General features: G+C 42.6%; 19 protein-coding genes. 10 read left to right on the top strand and 9 right to left on the bottom strand.

The features are described 5' to 3' along the window. Nucleotides 1-46: 46 nt before the first annotated feature. The 10 genes from dacC (at nucleotide 47) to FTU45_RS00660 (ending at nucleotide 8,509) form a co-directional block, all read left to right on the top strand. Nucleotides 47-1,195, top strand: a complete 1,149-nt coding sequence (gene dacC / locus FTU45_RS00705) for a D-alanyl-D-alanine carboxypeptidase PBP5/6 (RefSeq protein ID WP_005096478.1) — start codon at nucleotides 47-49, stop codon at nucleotides 1,193-1,195. A gap of 111 nt (nucleotides 1,196-1,306) precedes the next feature. After that, nucleotides 1,307-1,837, top strand: a complete 531-nt coding sequence (locus FTU45_RS00700; protein ID WP_180075740.1) for a gamma carbonic anhydrase family protein — start codon at nucleotides 1,307-1,309, stop codon at nucleotides 1,835-1,837. 258 nt (nucleotides 1,838-2,095) lie between these two features. Further along, nucleotides 2,096-2,659 (top strand): PAAR domain-containing protein, encoded by a 564-nt coding sequence (locus FTU45_RS00695; protein ID WP_257223908.1) that lies wholly within the window; start codon nucleotides 2,096-2,098, stop codon nucleotides 2,657-2,659. A gap of 2 nt (nucleotides 2,660-2,661) precedes the next feature. After that, complete coding sequence (locus FTU45_RS00690) at nucleotides 2,662-3,363, top strand: hypothetical protein (RefSeq protein WP_180000816.1); 702 nt, start codon at nucleotides 2,662-2,664, stop codon at nucleotides 3,361-3,363. Between the two features lie 19 nt (nucleotides 3,364-3,382). Continuing rightward, nucleotides 3,383-3,808, top strand: a complete 426-nt coding sequence (locus FTU45_RS00685) for a hypothetical protein (RefSeq protein ID WP_225552801.1) — start codon at nucleotides 3,383-3,385, stop codon at nucleotides 3,806-3,808. Between the two features lie 167 nt (nucleotides 3,809-3,975). Further along, complete coding sequence (locus tag FTU45_RS00680) at nucleotides 3,976-4,461, top strand: NUDIX hydrolase (protein WP_100328733.1); 486 nt, start codon at nucleotides 3,976-3,978, stop codon at nucleotides 4,459-4,461. Nucleotides 4,462-4,465: 4 nt separating this feature from the next. Then, nucleotides 4,466-5,605: a tRNA 2-thiouridine(34) synthase MnmA gene (mnmA, locus tag FTU45_RS00675; protein WP_005171681.1), complete on the top strand. Its 1,140-nt coding sequence runs from the start codon at nucleotides 4,466-4,468 to the stop codon at nucleotides 5,603-5,605. 7 nt (nucleotides 5,606-5,612) lie between these two features. Beyond that, nucleotides 5,613-6,344 (top strand): high frequency lysogenization protein HflD, encoded by a 732-nt coding sequence (gene hflD, locus FTU45_RS00670; RefSeq protein WP_005096468.1) that lies wholly within the window; start codon nucleotides 5,613-5,615, stop codon nucleotides 6,342-6,344. A 54-nt stretch (nucleotides 6,345-6,398) separates the two neighbouring features. Next, nucleotides 6,399-7,787, top strand: a complete 1,389-nt coding sequence (purB, locus tag FTU45_RS00665) for an adenylosuccinate lyase (protein ID WP_004730090.1) — start codon at nucleotides 6,399-6,401, stop codon at nucleotides 7,785-7,787. 89 nt (nucleotides 7,788-7,876) lie between these two features. Further along, complete coding sequence (locus FTU45_RS00660) at nucleotides 7,877-8,509, top strand: DUF2238 domain-containing protein (RefSeq protein WP_100328737.1); 633 nt, start codon at nucleotides 7,877-7,879, stop codon at nucleotides 8,507-8,509. Between the two features lie 70 nt (nucleotides 8,510-8,579). Here the strand turns inward: FTU45_RS00660 and FTU45_RS00655 are convergent, their stop codons facing one another. The 9 genes from FTU45_RS00655 to FTU45_RS00615 form a co-directional block, all read right to left on the bottom strand. After that, nucleotides 8,580-8,816 (bottom strand): hypothetical protein, encoded by a 237-nt coding sequence (locus FTU45_RS00655; RefSeq protein ID WP_005096465.1) that lies wholly within the window; start codon nucleotides 8,814-8,816, stop codon nucleotides 8,580-8,582. 27 nt (nucleotides 8,817-8,843) lie between these two features. Beyond that, entirely contained in the window at nucleotides 8,844-9,305 is a 462-nt protein-coding gene (locus tag FTU45_RS00650) for a hypothetical protein (RefSeq protein WP_180075739.1), read from the bottom strand. A gap of 109 nt (nucleotides 9,306-9,414) precedes the next feature. After that, nucleotides 9,415-10,377: a protease SohB gene (sohB, locus tag FTU45_RS00645; protein ID WP_159138008.1), complete on the bottom strand. Its 963-nt coding sequence runs from the start codon at nucleotides 10,375-10,377 to the stop codon at nucleotides 9,415-9,417. A 71-nt stretch (nucleotides 10,378-10,448) separates the two neighbouring features. Beyond that, entirely contained in the window at nucleotides 10,449-11,096 is a 648-nt protein-coding gene (locus tag FTU45_RS00640) for a hypothetical protein (protein WP_180075738.1), read from the bottom strand. A gap of 89 nt (nucleotides 11,097-11,185) precedes the next feature. Further along, entirely contained in the window at nucleotides 11,186-12,100 is a 915-nt protein-coding gene (gene pstB, locus FTU45_RS00635; RefSeq protein ID WP_005171697.1) for a phosphate ABC transporter ATP-binding protein PstB, read from the bottom strand. A gap of 13 nt (nucleotides 12,101-12,113) precedes the next feature. After that, a complete protein-coding gene (gene pstA / locus FTU45_RS00630) occupies nucleotides 12,114-13,505 on the bottom strand; it encodes a phosphate ABC transporter permease PstA (protein ID WP_180075737.1) in 1,392 nt (463 codons plus the stop codon). Then, a complete protein-coding gene (gene pstC, locus FTU45_RS00625; RefSeq protein WP_005096457.1) occupies nucleotides 13,505-14,884 on the bottom strand; it encodes a phosphate ABC transporter permease subunit PstC in 1,380 nt (459 codons plus the stop codon). Before pstC ends, pstA begins: the two co-directional genes overlap by 1 nt. Nucleotides 14,885-14,988: 104 nt before the next feature. Further along, nucleotides 14,989-16,020 (bottom strand): substrate-binding domain-containing protein, encoded by a 1,032-nt coding sequence (locus FTU45_RS00620; RefSeq protein ID WP_180075736.1) that lies wholly within the window; start codon nucleotides 16,018-16,020, stop codon nucleotides 14,989-14,991. Between the two features lie 431 nt (nucleotides 16,021-16,451). Further along, the gene (locus tag FTU45_RS00615; protein WP_005096455.1) at nucleotides 16,452-17,984 is read right to left on the bottom strand and encodes an aspartate aminotransferase family protein; all 1,533 of its coding nucleotides are present in this window, start codon (nucleotides 17,982-17,984) and stop codon (nucleotides 16,452-16,454) included.

Raw genomic sequence — 17,984 nt, 5'->3', positions numbered from 1 at the left:
TGCTAGGCTCTTCGTGCTTACATCAAGATATAGGAACCCACTAGAAATGACCCAAAAAACTGCCCTTGCTGCATTATTATTAGTTCCTAGTTTTAGCTTTGCAGCAACTGTCCTATCTGCACCACCAGAATTGAATAATAAATCCTACGTGCTAATGGACTATGAGACAGGGCAACTTCTCGCTTCAAAAAATGAAAATGAAAAATTAGCCCCTGCTTCAATGACCAAGATGATGACCAGCTACATCATCGAACAAAAACTATTGAGCGGTGAACTCACTGAAGATGAACAGGTTCGCATGAATGAGTCAGCATGGTGTCGCGGTAGTAGCGCGGAATCATGTATGTATGTGCCTTTAAACGGTACGGCCACTGCACTTGAAATGCTGCGCGGAATTATTATTCAATCGGGTAATGATGCATCTAAGGCCATGGCTGAACATATTGCAGGGAACGAGGGTACCTTTGCACATATGATGAATCAGGAAGCCAAACGTATTGGCATGACCAATACCAGCTTTATCAATTCAACCGGTATGCCTGCTGAAGGTCATTATTCGACTGCCAAAGATATGGCAACGCTGGCACAGCACATCATTAAAGACAGTTCCAAGTATTATCCGATTTATGCTGAAAAAGAATTTACCTTTAATGGCATCAAGCAAGGTAACCGTAATGCCCTGCTGTATACCGACCCAAGTGTAGATGGCTTAAAAACTGGTCATACCAATGAAGCAGGGTACTGCTTGACCACCTCGTCTAAACGCGGCCCTACTCGCTTGATTTCAGTTATTTTTGGTGCACCCACCATGCAGGAACGTGCAACGCAGACACGTGAATTGCTGGCTTGGGGTTATGCAAACTTCGAAACCAAAAATGTTCAACCAGCTAAACAGGTACTTGCTAAAGCCAAAGTCTGGTTCGGTAAGGAAGATGAAGTTCAAATCGGACTTGCTGAAAACTTTAACGTGACCATGCCGAAAGGTCAGGCCAATGCGATTAAAACCCAGCTGGTGGTTCAACCGAAACTGACTGCACCATTACAACCGGGGCAAGTTGTCGGTAAATATGTTGCAACTCTGGATGGTAAAGTCATTTCAGAAAAACCGCTAGTGGCTTTAAATGCAGTTGAAGAAGCAGGTTTCTTCGCGCGTATGCTCGACCATATCAAACAGTTCTTCAGCAACTTGTTCTAAGTCTGAACAGACCATTTCAGTCTTGAACCAAGACCAAAGCACTCATTCAGATGGGTGCTTTTTATTTTATACTATGCACATGATCCTTCATCATTTATCGGACAGATCGCTATGAGCCAGAATATTCGTTCTTATTTAGACACGACCCCGCAGATTGACACTTCATGTTATATCGATCCGATGGGAATTGTAGTCGGCGATGTGGTCCTAGCTGAAAATGTTTCGGTCTGGCCCTTTGCGGTGATTCGGGGTGATGTCAATTCAATCCGGATTGGTAAAAACTCGAATGTGCAAGATCATTCGATGTTACATGTCAGTCACAAGAAAGCCGACAAGCCTGAAGGCTCCCCTTTAATTATTGGTGAGGATGTCACGATTGGTCATCATGTAAAATTACATGGTTGTACCATTGGCAATCGTGTTTTGGTCGGTATTGGTACGATTATTCTGGATGATGTGATTGTTGAAGATGATGTAATGATTGGTGCAGGTTCGCTTGTTCCACCGAATAAGGTTTTGGAAAGCGGTTATTTGTATGTGGGCAGCCCTGTGAAAAAAGTGCGTCCGCTGACAGATAAAGAAAAAGCATTTTTACCGTATTCAGCGCAGAATTATGTGAAGGTATCGGGGAATTACAAGTAAAAAAATTATTTAAAGCAGATCCTCTAAAGCAAAATTTTCAGCATGATGATTCCAAGTTCATCATGCTTCTGATATGCTTAAAACATAATAAATTATCATTATAGCAATTTTAATAAAAATATATACTTACAAGAAAAACCCAATATAAAAGTATGAATAATTTTTCTATAAAAGCGAGTTAGTTTCTCATATTTTGAATATATCGTTGTTATTAAAAGTATCTTTATTCATGTTAACAATATACCAATAAGAATTTAAATGATGACACGTCCTTTCGGCATTCAAGGTTCCACGACTTCACACGGTGGAATAGTTATGGCAAGCCAGTCCAGGATTACCCAAATGGGGATCTCCTTCTTAAGAGTTGGTGATGGTTTTGCTTGTCCCAAATGTAATATGTGGTCAACACTAATTAAAAGCCATGATCATGTCATTATGGATGGGAAAGCAGTGGCTTATGCAGGTGATCACTTTAGCTGTGGGGCAATCTTAATGCCAAAGCAAGTTCATGTGGTTGGAGCTTCTCAGCATACTGTACATGCCTTTCTGCAACAAAAAAGAAACCTATATTCAAGTACCCAAAATTTCGTAGAGAATCCTATTCCTGTAGAAGAACATGGACTAAAGTTCCAGCTCATAAATAAAAAATTCAATATACCTGTAAATGGATATTTTTATCTATTAACAACAAATGATGGGAAAGAAAAGAGCGGCTTTACAGATCATGATGGTTTTACTAAAATCTTGCATACAGGAATTAAATCCGAACAAGTCGATCTACATGTTTTTGACTTTTCCCAACCCATGAATAAATGGGAATAATGATGGAAACCACAAAATTAGCCTCTGCCTATAGTCGCATCATTTCTGGAAATTCTAATATTTGGGAAGCCTTTCCAGAGGAAAAAAAAGTCTGTGAATTTTCAGAACCATTATGCAACAGTGTTATTAAAGTACGAAATTACTATATTGCTCGTCCTTACAACTTTTTGATGAGCTTAGATCAATGGTCGAGTATCACAAATAAGATAGAGTTACTTACAGCTATCAGGTTTGGGATGGAATGGGATACTAATAATTTGCCTGAAGGGTATTTATCAGATCCTGCATTTCATACTCAAATGTATATAAAGTTTCATAACTATCTAATGAAAAATGTGATGCGCGAAGCTCCTAAAATTGTAGCTGAATTTCAAAAAGCTGTGTTTAAGGCTCGGTTTCTTACGACTTTTACCATTGATGAAGTAAAAGATATTCCTTATTTAAACACCCAAGATCAATTAAAGTCTGCTCTAATTAAAGCTAAGAAACTACAAAATCAGATTGATAAAATTAATATTGTTGATGCTACAAGAGATATGTTTTTAATCCAAAATAACAAAGGGCCGATTACAATTAATAAAAATATGTTTATTGATGTTTTTAAACAGGATTTCAATCCAAATATGATTCAAATATTAAAATCTCAAGGCCTATACTTAGGTGATCCAGTCAATGTCATGTATAAAAAAATTAATAACCCTTAGTTCATTATGTTTCATATTTTTGGCAAGTTGTTCACTCGCCTCTCAAACCGACATAAATAGTGAAGCACTAAAAAATGCCAATCGAGGAATAGTAGGTACATTGTTGTCCGATGCCAAAGTGTACCAAATTGCCTCCTCATCTGAATTATCTCCATTAACGCAACAGTTACTATTTTCGACACTGGAAAAAATCGCTGTGATTCGAGGCTATGAGCAAACGATTGGTAAGTCTTATCGTTTTGATGAAGACTTAAACATTGCTCAAATCAATCAAATCTGTTGGATGGGTGTTTTTCTGCAAAAATATAAGCAATATTTACCCACTAAAATTGACAAAAATGAGAGCTACATCTGGGTTGATGCTTATGTTAAGCATTGGCAACACGACTTGAATGAATCTTATCGTGATACATTGATTGAAAATGACTGCAGAAAATCAGATTAATTAAATGTATGACTCATAATCTGATTGAGCGGGATACTGATTATATTTGGTTTATTTCCCATTTCTCACATGTAAAGGAGATAACACCTTAAAGAAAAAACTGATCATCATAGCCACACACCCCAAAATTTTATACAATAGTGCATCTTTATCCATGGTGCTGTTCTATGACCGCTTGGACTGCTCACGTCACTGTCGCAACCGTCATCGAAAAAGACGGAAAATTCCTGTTTGTCGAAGAACATACAGAAGCTGTGACACACCCAGTATTTAATCAGCCAGCAGGTCATGTGGAATGCGGTGAAACCATTATCGAAGCCGCAATTCGTGAAACCATGGAAGAGACCGGACATACGGTTGAAGTGACCCATCTTTTAGGGATGTATACCTATACCCCGCCCATGTTTCCGGATCGTACTTATTTTCGTTTCTGCTTTTTAGCCAAATCCACTGACTACGACCCAAATGCCGCTTTAGATACGGATATTGTCGGCGCAGTCTGGATGACATTGGACGAACTGAAAGAATCGGCGCGTGCCCGTAGTCCCCTGGTGATTAAAGCCGTGCAAGATGCCCTGTCAGGTCAAAAATACCCTTTATCGCTCATTTACGAGCACCAAAACTCTCCCTTAATTTCAAATTTGGATGCCTAATCCTATGCAACAACGTGTCATCGTCGGTATGTCGGGTGGTGTAGATTCATCTGTTTCTGCTGCGCTTTTACTTCAACAAGGTTATCAGGTTGAAGGTCTTTTCATGAAGAACTGGGAAGAAGATGACGGCACAGAATATTGCACGGCGATGGATGACCTTGCCGATGCTCAGGCTGTCTGCGACAAAATCGGGATTAAACTGCATACCGCAAACTTTGCCATGGAATATTGGGATCGTGTATTCGAGCATTTTTTAGCAGAATATGCGGCTGGCCGTACCCCAAACCCAGACATTTTATGTAATAAAGAAATTAAATTCCGTGCCTTTCTAGATCATGCGGTGAACTTGGGTGCAGACTTTATTGCCACAGGTCATTACTGTCGTCGCGGTGCAACCATGACCAATTCGCGCGGTGAAGAATACGCACCACTCTTACGTGGTGTTGATCAGAATAAGGATCAAACCTATTTCCTGCATGCCGTACATGGTCGTGAAATTAACAAGACATTATTCCCTGTCGGTGAAATTGAAAAGCCGCAAGTCCGTAAAATCGCTGAAGAATTAGATCTTGCTACGGCAAAGAAAAAAGACTCGACCGGGATCTGCTTTATTGGCGAACGCCGATTTAATGACTTCTTGAAGCAATATTTACCGGCACAACCCGGAAAAATCGTGCTGGAAGACGGTAAAGAGGTTGGTGATCATCACGGCTTAATGTACTATACGCTCGGTCAACGCGGCGGCATCGGTATTGGCGGAATGAAAGGCGTCGCGGAAGGTGCCTGGTTCGTATTACATAAAGATATCGAAGGCAATCGTCTGGTGGTGGGTCAAGGCCATGAGCACCCACTGATGCAAAGCACCATGCTTTGGAGTGAAGCGATTGACTGGGTGGCCGGCGAGCAGGATATTCCTGAAACAGGTTTCCGTTGCTCGGCCAAAACCCGTTACCGTCAGACTGATCAAGCCTGTACGGTGTACCAAGATTCAGAATCACCCAATGGTGTACGTGTGGAGTTTGATGAACCACAACGTGCAGTGACCCCAGGTCAAAGTGTGGTGTTTTATTCAGGTGAAGTTTGTTTAGGCGGTGGTGTGATTCATCATACCAATGCACCTAAACCTGATTTTATAAAAGGATGAATTCGGCATGACGGAGTTACCATTTCAACCAGCCACAACGTTGAATACTCGTCAAAATCGCGCTTTGGCGTTAGCGGGTGTGTTTCAGGCCACCCAGCTGACCCATATGACCGCATTGAGTGGTCAGCAAAGTATTGGTGAAAACGGTAACTTTTATTTTGAACAGTTGATTAAAGCCAGTCTCAATATTCGTCCCGGCAATAACGAAAATGCCCAGACCCTAGACTTTTTTAATCAACTGGCCGATATTTCCTTAGGCTTAAAAACATTAGAAAGCAGCATTATTCAACCCTTCAATACTTCGCCAAAATCCAGAATTCCAAAACTTTCCAGCACCAAACTTCCAATGAGCTATGCCATGGCACTTCTTCAATTAGAAAAGAAGGTCTATAGCAATCCCAAATTTGTTGAAATTATTGAACAGTCCCAACAGAAAATTCTCAGACAGCTTTCCTTTTTCGATAACAATTACCTGCACCCCAGCATCATTGCCAATCTGGCTCAAACCTATGTCGATACTGCGGGATCAATCAATCCGCGCATCATGGTTCGTGGCAATGCCGAAGCCTTTAAAGATGCCGGACACACCAACCGCATCCGTGCTTCCCTCTTTACCGGTTTACAAATGGCGCACCTGTGGCGTCAGCTCGGTGGCAGCTCCTGGGGCATGGTATTTGGCAAACGCAAGTTGCTAAAAGATATTCAGAATCTGGCGCGTTTACAGTTTCAGGTGGTTTAACTGATACTGCACGTGTTTCGTTTTACGTTTAATTCCAAAATCTAAGGAATCGATATGAACGCTTTAACTGCACTTTCTCCACTAGATGGACGTTACGCGAGCAAATGTGATGCTCTACGTCCCTTTCTTTCTGAGTTTGGTTTAATCCATGCTCGTGTGACTGTTGAAGTGCGTTGGTTACAGGCGCTTGCGAACCATCCGGAAATTACTGAAGTTCCGGCGTTTTCAGGCGAAACTAATGCAGCGCTTGATGCGATTGTAAGCAATTTCTCTGAAGATGATGCCAATCGCATCAAAGAGATCGAACGCACCACCAACCACGACGTTAAAGCGGTTGAATATTTCCTGAAAGAAAAAATTGCCAATATCGATGAATTGAAAAATGCCGGTGAATTCATTCACTTTGCATGTACTTCTGAAGATATTAACAACCTGTCACATGCCTTGATGCTGAAAAGCGGTCGTGATGTACTGGTTGCATCTATGCAGCAAATCATTGATTCAGTTGTTGCACTTTCTGAAAAGCATGCTGACCAGCCAATGTTGTCTCGTACGCATGGTCAAACTGCAAGCCCAACGACGTTGGGTAAAGAAATGGCGAACGTGGCTTACCGCCTTGCACGTCAAATCAAACAGTTCAAAAATGTTGAACTTCTAGGCAAAATCAATGGTGCAGTAGGTAACTACAATGCGCACTATTCTGCTTATCCAGACATCAACTGGCCGGCACATTCACAAGCATTTGTAGAATCTTTGGGTCTAGATTTCAACCCGTACACCACGCAAATCGAGCCACATGACTACATGGCTGAACTGTTTGATGCCCTGCGTCGTTTCAACACTATTCTGATCGATTTTAACCGTGATGTTTGGGGTTATATCTCGCTTGGTTTCTTCAAGCAAAAGCTAAAAGATGGCGAAGTCGGTTCTTCAACCATGCCGCATAAAGTAAACCCGATTGACTTCGAAAACTCTGAAGGTAACTTGGGTCTTGCCAATGCTGTACTTGCACACCTTGGGGAAAAACTGCCAATTTCTCGCTGGCAGCGTGACCTGACTGACTCTACTGTGCTGCGTAACATGGGTGTTGGTTTTGCACAAAGCTTAATTGCTTTCGAAGCATGTGCTAAAGGGATCGGCAAACTTGAACTCAATGCTGCGCGCATTAACGAAGACTTAGACAATGCGCAAGAAGTGTTGGCTGAACCGATTCAAACTGTAATGCGTCGTTACAACGTTGAAAAACCATACGAAAAATTAAAAGCTCTGACTCGTGGTCAGGCCATGACTCGCGACATGATGGTTGATTTCGTAAACGGTAACGAGTTAGAAGCGGTTCCTGCTGCTGATCGTGCGCGTCTAGCTGAAATGACACCTGCTTCTTATACAGGTAATGCTGCTGAACAGGCCAAACAAGTGGCTGAGCTGATTGCTAAAATCTAATTTAAAATAAGACCAAAAGGCGAAGCTCAGGCTTCGCCTTTTTATTTATAATGTGTTTTATTCTAAAAACGATATTTCATCATAACGACATGATTGAGCAGCGACTTTCCGCCAAGCATTATGCGAGCATGGGTATTTTAATTCTGGCGATTCTGCTTGCCAGTATTCGTCCTTTAGAACTGGAAGCGTATCTCTTGCATCAGGCCGGCACGGTTTTCATGATCAGCATGCTGCTGGTCTGTCTGTATAAAATTGGGCTGAATTTTTTAAGTTTTAATTTATATATCCTTTTCCTGTTTGTTCATGTGATTGCTGCACACTATCTGTATTCCTATGTGCCTTATAACCAGTGGATTGAGCAGATTTTTGGCTTTCATCTGAATGAAGTCATGCATTGGTCACGCAATATGTTTGACCGTTTTGTTCATCTGGCCTACGGATTACTCCTTTACCCCATTTTCTATCGCCTGTTTCAGGTCTGGTTGCCGCAGCAAAAACCTGTGGTCATTTTCCTGCTAGTGATTCAGTTTGTGGTGGCCAGTAGCATGATCTATGAATGGCTGGAATGGTTGATCGCGATTGGCTTATCTCCCGAAGAAGCGGAGAACTATAATGGACAGCAAGGTGATAGCTGGGATGCGCATAAAGACATCTTGCTTGCCACATTAGGCGCGATATTTACGGGTAGTCTCATGCTCTTACAAAAAAGCCCACCGAAGTGAGCTTTTAAAATCAAAATCTTATTGAATTAAGGTTTGTGATCAACTATTTCATTACATTCATATTTTTCACTTATGAAAGTGGGCAATATTGCATCCAGTCATCTTTCATTTTTTGCAGTTCATTACCCGTCAACATTTCGCTGTAATAAATAAAATAGCTTGCATCAGGATATTGAATTTCATGTCTATACATCATCCCACGTAGAGAAATAGAAAATTCTTCTGGGAAATCATCCAAGTTCAATTCTTCAAACTCGTAATTAAAATAACAGTTTTGTGTTGCAAGATATGCTTCAGCTATAGCCATGTTTCTGCTCTAACAATAAAATATGCTTTATTTTATCCGATTAGCTGTAGGGATGTTTTGCATTTCAGTCGGTTCAATCCATTGAACAAACTTAGATTCTGACAAATGTGCATATTTGAACTTATCTAAATATTCAAAGCAGACCTTTTGAGCTTTCGGCATTTTCTCTAGATGCTGATCGAAGAGTAAATGGCGACTATATTGAGCACCATCAAAGCGAATAATCACACCTTCAAACTCCTTACCACCTCGAGTTTTATGCACCTGATAAGACTGCACCACACCACATGCCTTCGATGGAATAACAGGCGGATCATCTGGCTTTAACACAGCATATAGAATAAAGAGACATGTGCCCGGGATAAAACCCAGCCAAAATAAAATTTTTTTTCGATCTTCATTTTGTAACTTGGCTTCAGCGTACAATGCACATGCTATCGGACAGATCGCAATAGTCAGAAAACCTAAAACAAGAATAAGGGTGAGCATGCCAGTAAAAGACGCATTGAATTAGATCTTTTATAGCATACTAACAATAACTTAAGGCATAAAAAAGCTCACCGCAGTGAGCTTTAATATATATTCAATTTTAACTGAATTAGAGTTTAGGATCGCGCATCTGTACCAGATTTGCATTGGCTTTGCTTAAGCTTTCCATGACCTTATTCATTACAGTCGGAATCAATGAATCCGCAATTTGCGCTGCCTGTAAACCCAGCTTTTCACCCAAGGTTGGTTTCTTGCGGGTCTGGATCGAATAAACATCATGTTGCGTTAGCAAGTGCAGTAAATATTCATCTGAAGTTTGCAGTTTATCTACCAAGTTTAAATCCAGTGCATCACGACCATACCAATGCTCACCGGTTGCCACTTTTTCCACATTCAGCTGCGGACGGTATTTTTCTACGAAATGTTTGAATAAAGCATGCGTTTGCTGTAACTCTTCTTCAAACTTGGCCTTCCCTTCTTCGGTGTTTTCACCAAACATGGTCACGGTACGTTTGTACTGGCCTGCGGTATAGAGTTCAAAGTCGATTTTATTGTCTTTCAGCAGACGGTTAAAGTTAGGCACTTGAGCCACCACCCCAATCGAACCGACAATCGCAAATGGTGCAGACACAACTTCATTTGCGATACACGCCATCATATAACCGCCACTGGCCGCTACTTTATCGACACAGATGGTCAAGTGAAAACCGGCATCACGTAAACGTACCAGTTGAGCAGCGGCCAGACCGTAGCCATGCACCATACCACCCGGGCTTTCTAAACGCACCACAACACGGTCACGACCCGCTTTAGCCGTGGATAAAATCAGGGTAATTTCTTCACGTAAACTTTCGACCGCAGAAGCGGCCATATCGCCTTTAAAGTCCAAGACATAGATTTTTTGATTGGTTTTCTTGCGTGCACGTGCTTCTTTTGACAGCTGTTGTGACAACTGCAAAAGCTCCAGTTTAGAGCCAGTCGTTTGCGCTATTTTTTTTCGTTGTTCATTGATACGCGCATTTAAATGACTGACACGGATTTCAGCGGGCAGTTTCGGACTATGAAATAACATAAAAAATCTATTCTCTATTTAATTCGGCTTATATCCTTAGATTAGGTCAATTCTGATTTTTTCAACAGTATTTATTGATCTTGTTGCCAAGCATGTCCACGACGGATCAATAATTTATATTGATTCATAATTTCATGGATCGCGAACAAACGAAAATACAAAATAAATAAAAGTGTATAGATTACAGCTATAATCGAAGCATTCATTGGCCACCAGGTTAATATAATAAAACCTCGATGACTTGTCCCCGAAGGGGTCATCAATGAATATACCGCAATAAAAAAAATGATCGTAATAAGCACAAAGAAGTATTCACCAAAACGCGTATGCATTAATGGTTTCTTGCCCTTCTCTTGTGCTTTTAGATAACGATGAAATTTAAATTGAGCATGTGCTGTAATATAAACACGCCATTTTTGTTTAACTTCAATATTATATTTTTGATGCTTTAACATATAAAAAATCACAAAGCCCAAGAAAGTATTCACGATCACAAACACGTCATAGAGCCAACGATGATAGTTGGTCATTCCCTGACTTTGTGAAGTAATGAACAAGCCTTCATAAGGGACAATCAAGGCTAATATGATACTAAACAGCACCATCACTAAACCAAAATATTGATGAGTATATACTGTGCCGAATAGGCTTCGAAACATATCTTTCATCGCGATTTGCGTCAGTTTAGCTTTTTCTTTAAATTCAGGTGTCTGTTGCATTATCATTATAAATTTTAAAAAACTTATAGAACATAACAAAAAACAGAACCCTAAGATTCTGTTTTAAAAGATTTATTTTTAAAATCGTATTAACCAAAACGCCCTGTAATATAAGCTTCAGTCAATTGATGGTCTGGTTGGGTAAAGACTTTCTCGGTCGCATTCACCTCAATTAAATCACCCAGATGGAAATACGCAGTACGGTCAGATACACGCGCTGCCTGTTGCATGGAGTGGGTTACAATCGCAATGGTATATTGAGTTGAAAGCTCAGAAATCAGCTCTTCTACTTTTGCTGTTGCAATTGGATCCAGCGCAGAACATGGTTCATCCATCAGAATCACTTCAGGCGAAACTGCGATGGTACGCGCGATACATAAACGTTGCTGCTGACCACCTGACAAACCTGTTCCCGGCTGATTCAAACGGTCTTTTACTTCTTCCCACAAACCGGCTTTACGCAAACTGCCTTCGACAATTTCTTCAAGATCGTATTTATCACGTGCAAGACCATGTAATTTCGGGCCGTAAGAAACGTTGTCAAAAATAGACTTTGGAAACGGGTTGGGCTTCTGGAATACCATACCGACTTGAGCACGTAGCAAGACCACATCCAGGTTTGGATCATAAATGTCCTGATTGTCCAGCATGACTTTACCGGTCACACGACAACTGTCAATGGTGTCATTCATGCGGTTTAGGGTACGCAGAAAGGTTGACTTACCACAGCCTGATGGCCCAATAAAAGCAATCACTTCATTTTCATAAATGTTCAGGTCAATGCCTTTAATCGCTTCCGCTTCACCATAGTACACATGCACATCAGATGTACTCAGTTTCACATTTGTCGACTTTTCATCTTTTTTGCTGCTACTTTGCGTATCGAATTGGGAGACAAACGATGTTGCTGGCTTTTGTGTAGCCTCATCATTAGTGAATTGTGTCTGTTGTGGATTCACGGATTGATCCTTTTTTAAGGAGTTTTGAATAACAGTTGTGTTCATGATTCTGCCCCTATTACCAACGGACTTCAAACTTTTTACGTAACCAGATGGCCAGACTGTTCAAGCTGATCATCATGGCCAGAAGTACAATAATTGCTGCTGCGGTACGCCCTTCAAAGAAGTTACGTAACTCATTGCCCTGCCATAAGAAAATCTGCACAGGTAACGCTGTAGACTGATCAAATGGTGTGGCTGGAACGCTGGCAACAAAAGCACTCATCCCGATTAATAACAATGGTGCGGTTTCCCCTAATGCCTGCGCAACTCCGATAATGGCGCCAGTTAAAATACCCGGCAAAGCCAATGGCAAGACATGATGAAAAACCGTTTGTAGTCGTGAAGCACCCAAGCCCAACGCTGCCTGACGAATCGAAGGTGGAACCGCTTTAAGCGATGCACGTGTGGTGATGATGACAGTTGGCAAAGTCATCAGACTCAGCACCAGACCACCGACCAGAGGGGCCGATAGCGGTAAATGCATCCAGCCAATAAAGATCGCGGCACCCAGCAAACCAAACACAATCGATGGCACTGCTGCCAGGTTGTTGATGTTGACTTCGACAATATCGGTAATCCAGTTTTTCGGCGCAAACTCTTCCAGATAGATCGCAGATGCCACCCCAATTGGAATCGAGATAAAGATCACGATCATCATCATGAACAGTGAGCCCAGGAAAGCGCCTGCCAGACCTGATGTTGCCGGTGAACTACGCGAGTCAGGGCTGGTAAAAATATTAGTATTGAAACTGTTTTCGATTACACCTGAGGCTTTCATCTCGTCCGCCACCTGGCGTACTTCAGGACTGAGTTGTTGCTGTTCTGCTGGTAACGAACGATCAATATTACCCGCCAGCCAGACATCGACATTGGCATCTGCCAGAATTTTAACCTCTGTGCTTTGACCGACCAGACTTGGATCATTCATGACCATGTCACGTAAGCGATAAGCCTCAGAACTGGTATATAAATAACCCAGTTCATCACGCTGACTTTCCAGCTTGCTGTCTCTGGCGATCATGCCGTTGATGATCAGTGCATCCCAGTCCACCATGCCGACATCCATTTGCCAGGCAATCATACGCTCTTCAAACTGCGCCGGAGACTCTCCCGCAGCTGGCTTGGGTTTTGGACCAATCTCTACAATGGCCGGATCGAAATGAATCGGCAAACTCATGCTGCTTTGCCAGAAGGCAGGCAAACCTTTGGATAAAATACTGCCGAAGAGCAATACCACAAAGAACAGACCGGCCAATACCGCAGAGAAACCAAATAGACGGAATGTTTTTTCTTTACGATGACGTCGCCCCAAAGAGCTTTGAATGGTCTTCTTACGCTTTTCACGCAGCTCGGCAGCGACGGATGGATCAACACGCTGATCCACAGGCGTTGTATTTGAAGTACTCATTAGTCGTATTGCTCACGATATTTACGCACGATGATCAGTGCAACAATGTTCAAACCTAGGGTAATCACAAATAAGGTCAGTCCCAGGGCAAAGGCCACCAGTGCTTGCGGACTGGCAAAGTCGGTATCACCTGTTAATTGATTGACGATGGTAATGGTGACCGTAGATACGGCTTCAAGTGGATTGGCATGCAGCTGCGGACTGTTCCCCGCTGCAAGTACCACGATCATGGTTTCACCAATCGCACGGGATGCTGCCAACAGGAAAGCACCAATAATACCCGGCAAAGCTGCAGGTAAAACCACCTGACGGATCGTTTCAGATTTGGTTGCACCTAGCCCCAGAGAACCATCACGTAAGGCACGTGGCACCTGGGTAATAATGTCATCGGATAGAGAAGATACGAATGGAATAATCATGATGCCCATCACCAGACCCGCGGTCAACGCACTGGTGGCATTAATTTCGAGTCCGACCATGGCACCCATGGCTTTAAGAAATGGACCGATGATCATCAAGGCAAAGACACCATAAACAATCGTAGGAATACCCGCCAACACTTCAATGGTCGGTTTTGCCCAAGAGCGGAAGCGCGGTGATGCATATTCTGCCAGATAGATCGCAATCATCAGACCGACCGGTACGGCAACCAAAAGTGCGATCGCACTGACCATGAGCGTACCCCACAGCAATGGCAATAAACCGTAACTGCCCTCGGCACTGCCAGAAGTACTAAAACCCGGGTTCCATTCGGTACCAAAGAAGAAATCCAGTGGACTGACGAAGCTGAAGAAGCGCATCGCTTCACCAAACATCGACATGACAATCCCGAGCGTGGTCAGAATTGCCACACCCGAACACAATGCCAAGCCGATATTAATCATTTTCTCGACTTGGTTACGTGCGCGGAATTCCTGGCTAATACGTTTTTTGGCCCAGACCAGACCTGCCAGTGCAGCCGAAATCACCACTGCCAATTTGGCAAAAGTCCCAATGGTCGAAAATTTAGCTAACTGTTCTGCTGCGGCCAGTTCATAGGCTGCAGGTGTATCACTGACACCGAAACCTGAGGCAAGTGCCTGAACGCGATCAACAACAACGCCCAGACTTGCCGGATCCAGATTGGCCGAAATATCCTGCGGCAAATGGTTGAGTACCACTTGCTCCAGAAAACTTGGCTCAACCATATTCCAAACAATCAAAATTAAAAACGCAGGGATACCACACCACAGTGCAACCAGTGCACCATAATATCCGGGACGCGAGTGTAAGTTTGCAGAATTGCTTCCCTTACCTGCTAAGTTACGGCTTTTACTTAATCCGATTTGATAGGCTATGGCCATAATGGCCAATAACACACCTATAAGTAGCAGATTCATGTATTCTCCACTGTTTTCTCAATTTTCATGGTTTGAAAAAACTTGTTTATCGCAAAAAGCCGATGGTAGGTTGACCCTACCACCAGCGATTTCAAAATCATCGATTATTTTACAATGACCGCTTTACCAGCCTTGAAATTTGCAAGGACTGCTGCGCGTTCTTTATCAGACATTGAAATCAGACCTGCTTTTTCCAGCTTAGAGCCCTTACCAGATACCTTCTTGTTCAGGAAGTATTCAGTAAACTGTGGTAGGCCTTTGATCGATTTCAAGTGTTCGCCTTTCACGTAGAAGAACAATGGACGTGATACCGGATAAGCACCATTCAAAATCGTTTTTTCAGAAGGTGCTACATTGTTCACAGTTGCAACACGTAAGCGGTCACGGTTCTGGTCATAGAAGCCTAGGCCAAACACCCCGACTGCACTTGGAGAAGTTTTCAAACGCGCCAGTGTTTCGGTATAGTCGCCTGCAATTTCAACTACACGGCCATCTTTACGGAATGTGGTACAGGCTTTTTTCTTGGCATCTTTGTCTAGAGACTTAATTGCAGCATACGATTCACAACCTGCATCCACCATTTTCTCCTGGAACACTTCGCGCGTACCATGATTCGAAGCAGGAATCACCAGCGTGATCGGCTCATTCGGAAGTGCTTTGTCAATTTGGTTCCAGCGTGTATACGGATTGGCGACCATTTTCCCATTTGATGGAAGTTGTGCAGCAAGTGCAGCGAAGACATGCTGTGGACGCAACTTATAAGCCGCTTTATTGGCATTTGAAGCAAATACGATACCGTCATAACCGATTTTGATTTCTAATACTTGGTTAACGCCGTTCTTTTTACATTCAGCCAGCTCGGTAGATTTGATTTGACGCGAAGAGTTCGCGATATCAATGGTGTTATCACCCACGCCATTACAGAACTGCTTCAAACCGCCTGACGAACCGCCAGAACCGACCACTGGTGTTTTGAATTGTGGGAAGGTATTACCGAATTCTTCCGCCACGATACTGGCATATGGAAGTACAGTTGAAGAACCTGCAATTTGAATGGTGTCACGAGCTGCGTGTGCAGTCGTTACAGCAGCTGCCCCGGTTATTGCCAATGCTAAAGCTATATTTGTAAAGCGCATTCTAGTATCTCTCTCATTTATGCAAATTTGGAGTACGCCACTTTTTATTCAGTTTTGTACTTCTTTCGATACCTGCATTTTGATTTTAGAATATGACAGATAAGTTACAGCTTTATTACGATTTAGTGATTTTTAATCTAGCAGTTTTTTCTTGATTAAATTTTTATGGATTTCAATGATTAAGTTCTTTTTGTCATTCACTTCAATAAAAAATTTTAGACCAATGACATGTAACAATTTTTATAAACCTGAACTCAGGATAAATCCTGCTCCCTAGCGTTACATAATTAGATGACGATTTTATAACAGCTTAAAATAAGTACATATACTCGGTATTTTTCTGATGAATCTACCTATAGAATTGATCATTCTATGACTCAAAAATAAAAAAAGGAGATCATTTCGATCTCCTTTTTTCACACCACCATCACTTATGCAATGGGTGGCGTATAAGTACCATCAGCAATTGAATCTTTGATACGATCCGCTTCTGCAAGCACCAGTGCCAGCAAGTTCTTCACGTTATCCAGCGTTGCAACCGGGCTTAAAGTCGTCATTTTCAAGGATTGAACCTGAGCGACTTTCGTCACACCAATATTCGCTTCACCACGTGCAAACAGCTCATCTGCCACGTTCTGGTTCAGTGTATCTAAAAGTTCAACCGGATAGCCCGCTGGAACCACACGGAACAGCACAGAAGCGAATTGTGGCTCAAGCAGAAGCTCCAGACCGTCAGTCACTTTAATATAATCTGCCACATCACGCGTCAAACCAACACCGTGATCGATCATCGAACCATAAAGCTCTTCGCCTAATGCTTCAACCGTCATCCACAATTTCAACGCATCAAAACGACGCGTGGTTTGTAGTGACTTCGATACCAGGTTCGGCACACCATGTTCTTCATCATAGGCAGAGTTCAAGTACTCCGCTTCATAATGCATGAAACGATAGTTTGCTTCGTCTTTCAGCAAGAACGCGCCACACGAAATGGTCTGGAAATAATGCTTATGGAAATCGAGCGTAATCGAATCAGACAGCTCGATACCATCTAACATATCGCGATGATCATTAGACAGAATTAAAGCACCACCCCAAGCTGCATCGATGTGCATCCACGCGCCATATTGGTTGGTGATTTCACGGACTTTCTTCAGTGGATCGATTGCACCTGCATCGGTAGTACCCGCAGTTGCCACCACACATGCCACGATTTTGCCTTCGTTTTGAAGGTGTGCCATGGTTTTTTCCAGTGCGTCCATGTCCATGCGCGCATTTTCATCGACAGGAACAGTCACCACTGACTGGAAACCCATGCCCATCATCGCCATGTTCTTTTGCACAGAGAAATGTGCATTTTCAGAACAGATGACTTTGACATTACGCATCGCATCCGCAGGAATACCATCACGTTGAACCGACCACGGCTTACCGTTTTCGTCTTTCCAGTTTTTCGCGATGCAAGCATCACGTGCCAGCAGTACGCCCATCAGGTTAGACTGTGTACCACCAGAGGTGAATACGCCTGCCTGACCTGCGCCATAGCCTACTTTTTGACGTAACCAATCGATTAACTGAACTTCCATCAATGAACCGGCCGGGCTTTGATCCCATGAGTCCATTGACTGGTTGGTTGCGTTAATCAGTACTTCCGCAATCTGGCTGGTCACCATGGTTGGACAATGCAAATGCGCAAGCGAATGCGGATGATGAACTTTTAAACTTTTATTCAGAAAAAGTTCAACCATACGCTCTAAAGATTTCTCTACACCCAACCCCTGTTTAGAAGGATTAAACGCAATCGCGCTGCGCAGCTCGTTAATGCTGCCACCCGTGTACATTTTGTCATTTTGCAACCATGCTGCAACCGCTTTGGTCGCTTGATCCATGGCTGACTGGTAGTCAGCGATGGATGCAGCATCATTACAAAGTAAAGCTTTACGATGTTCTGCAAAATCTACCAT

This window comes from Acinetobacter sp. YH12106 (assembly GCF_013418995.1).
GTDB classification, from domain to species: domain Bacteria; phylum Pseudomonadota; class Gammaproteobacteria; order Pseudomonadales; family Moraxellaceae; genus Acinetobacter; species Acinetobacter pseudolwoffii.
The sequence above is the reverse complement of the archived record's forward strand: the minus strand, read 5'-3'. Positions and strand labels throughout refer to the sequence as shown.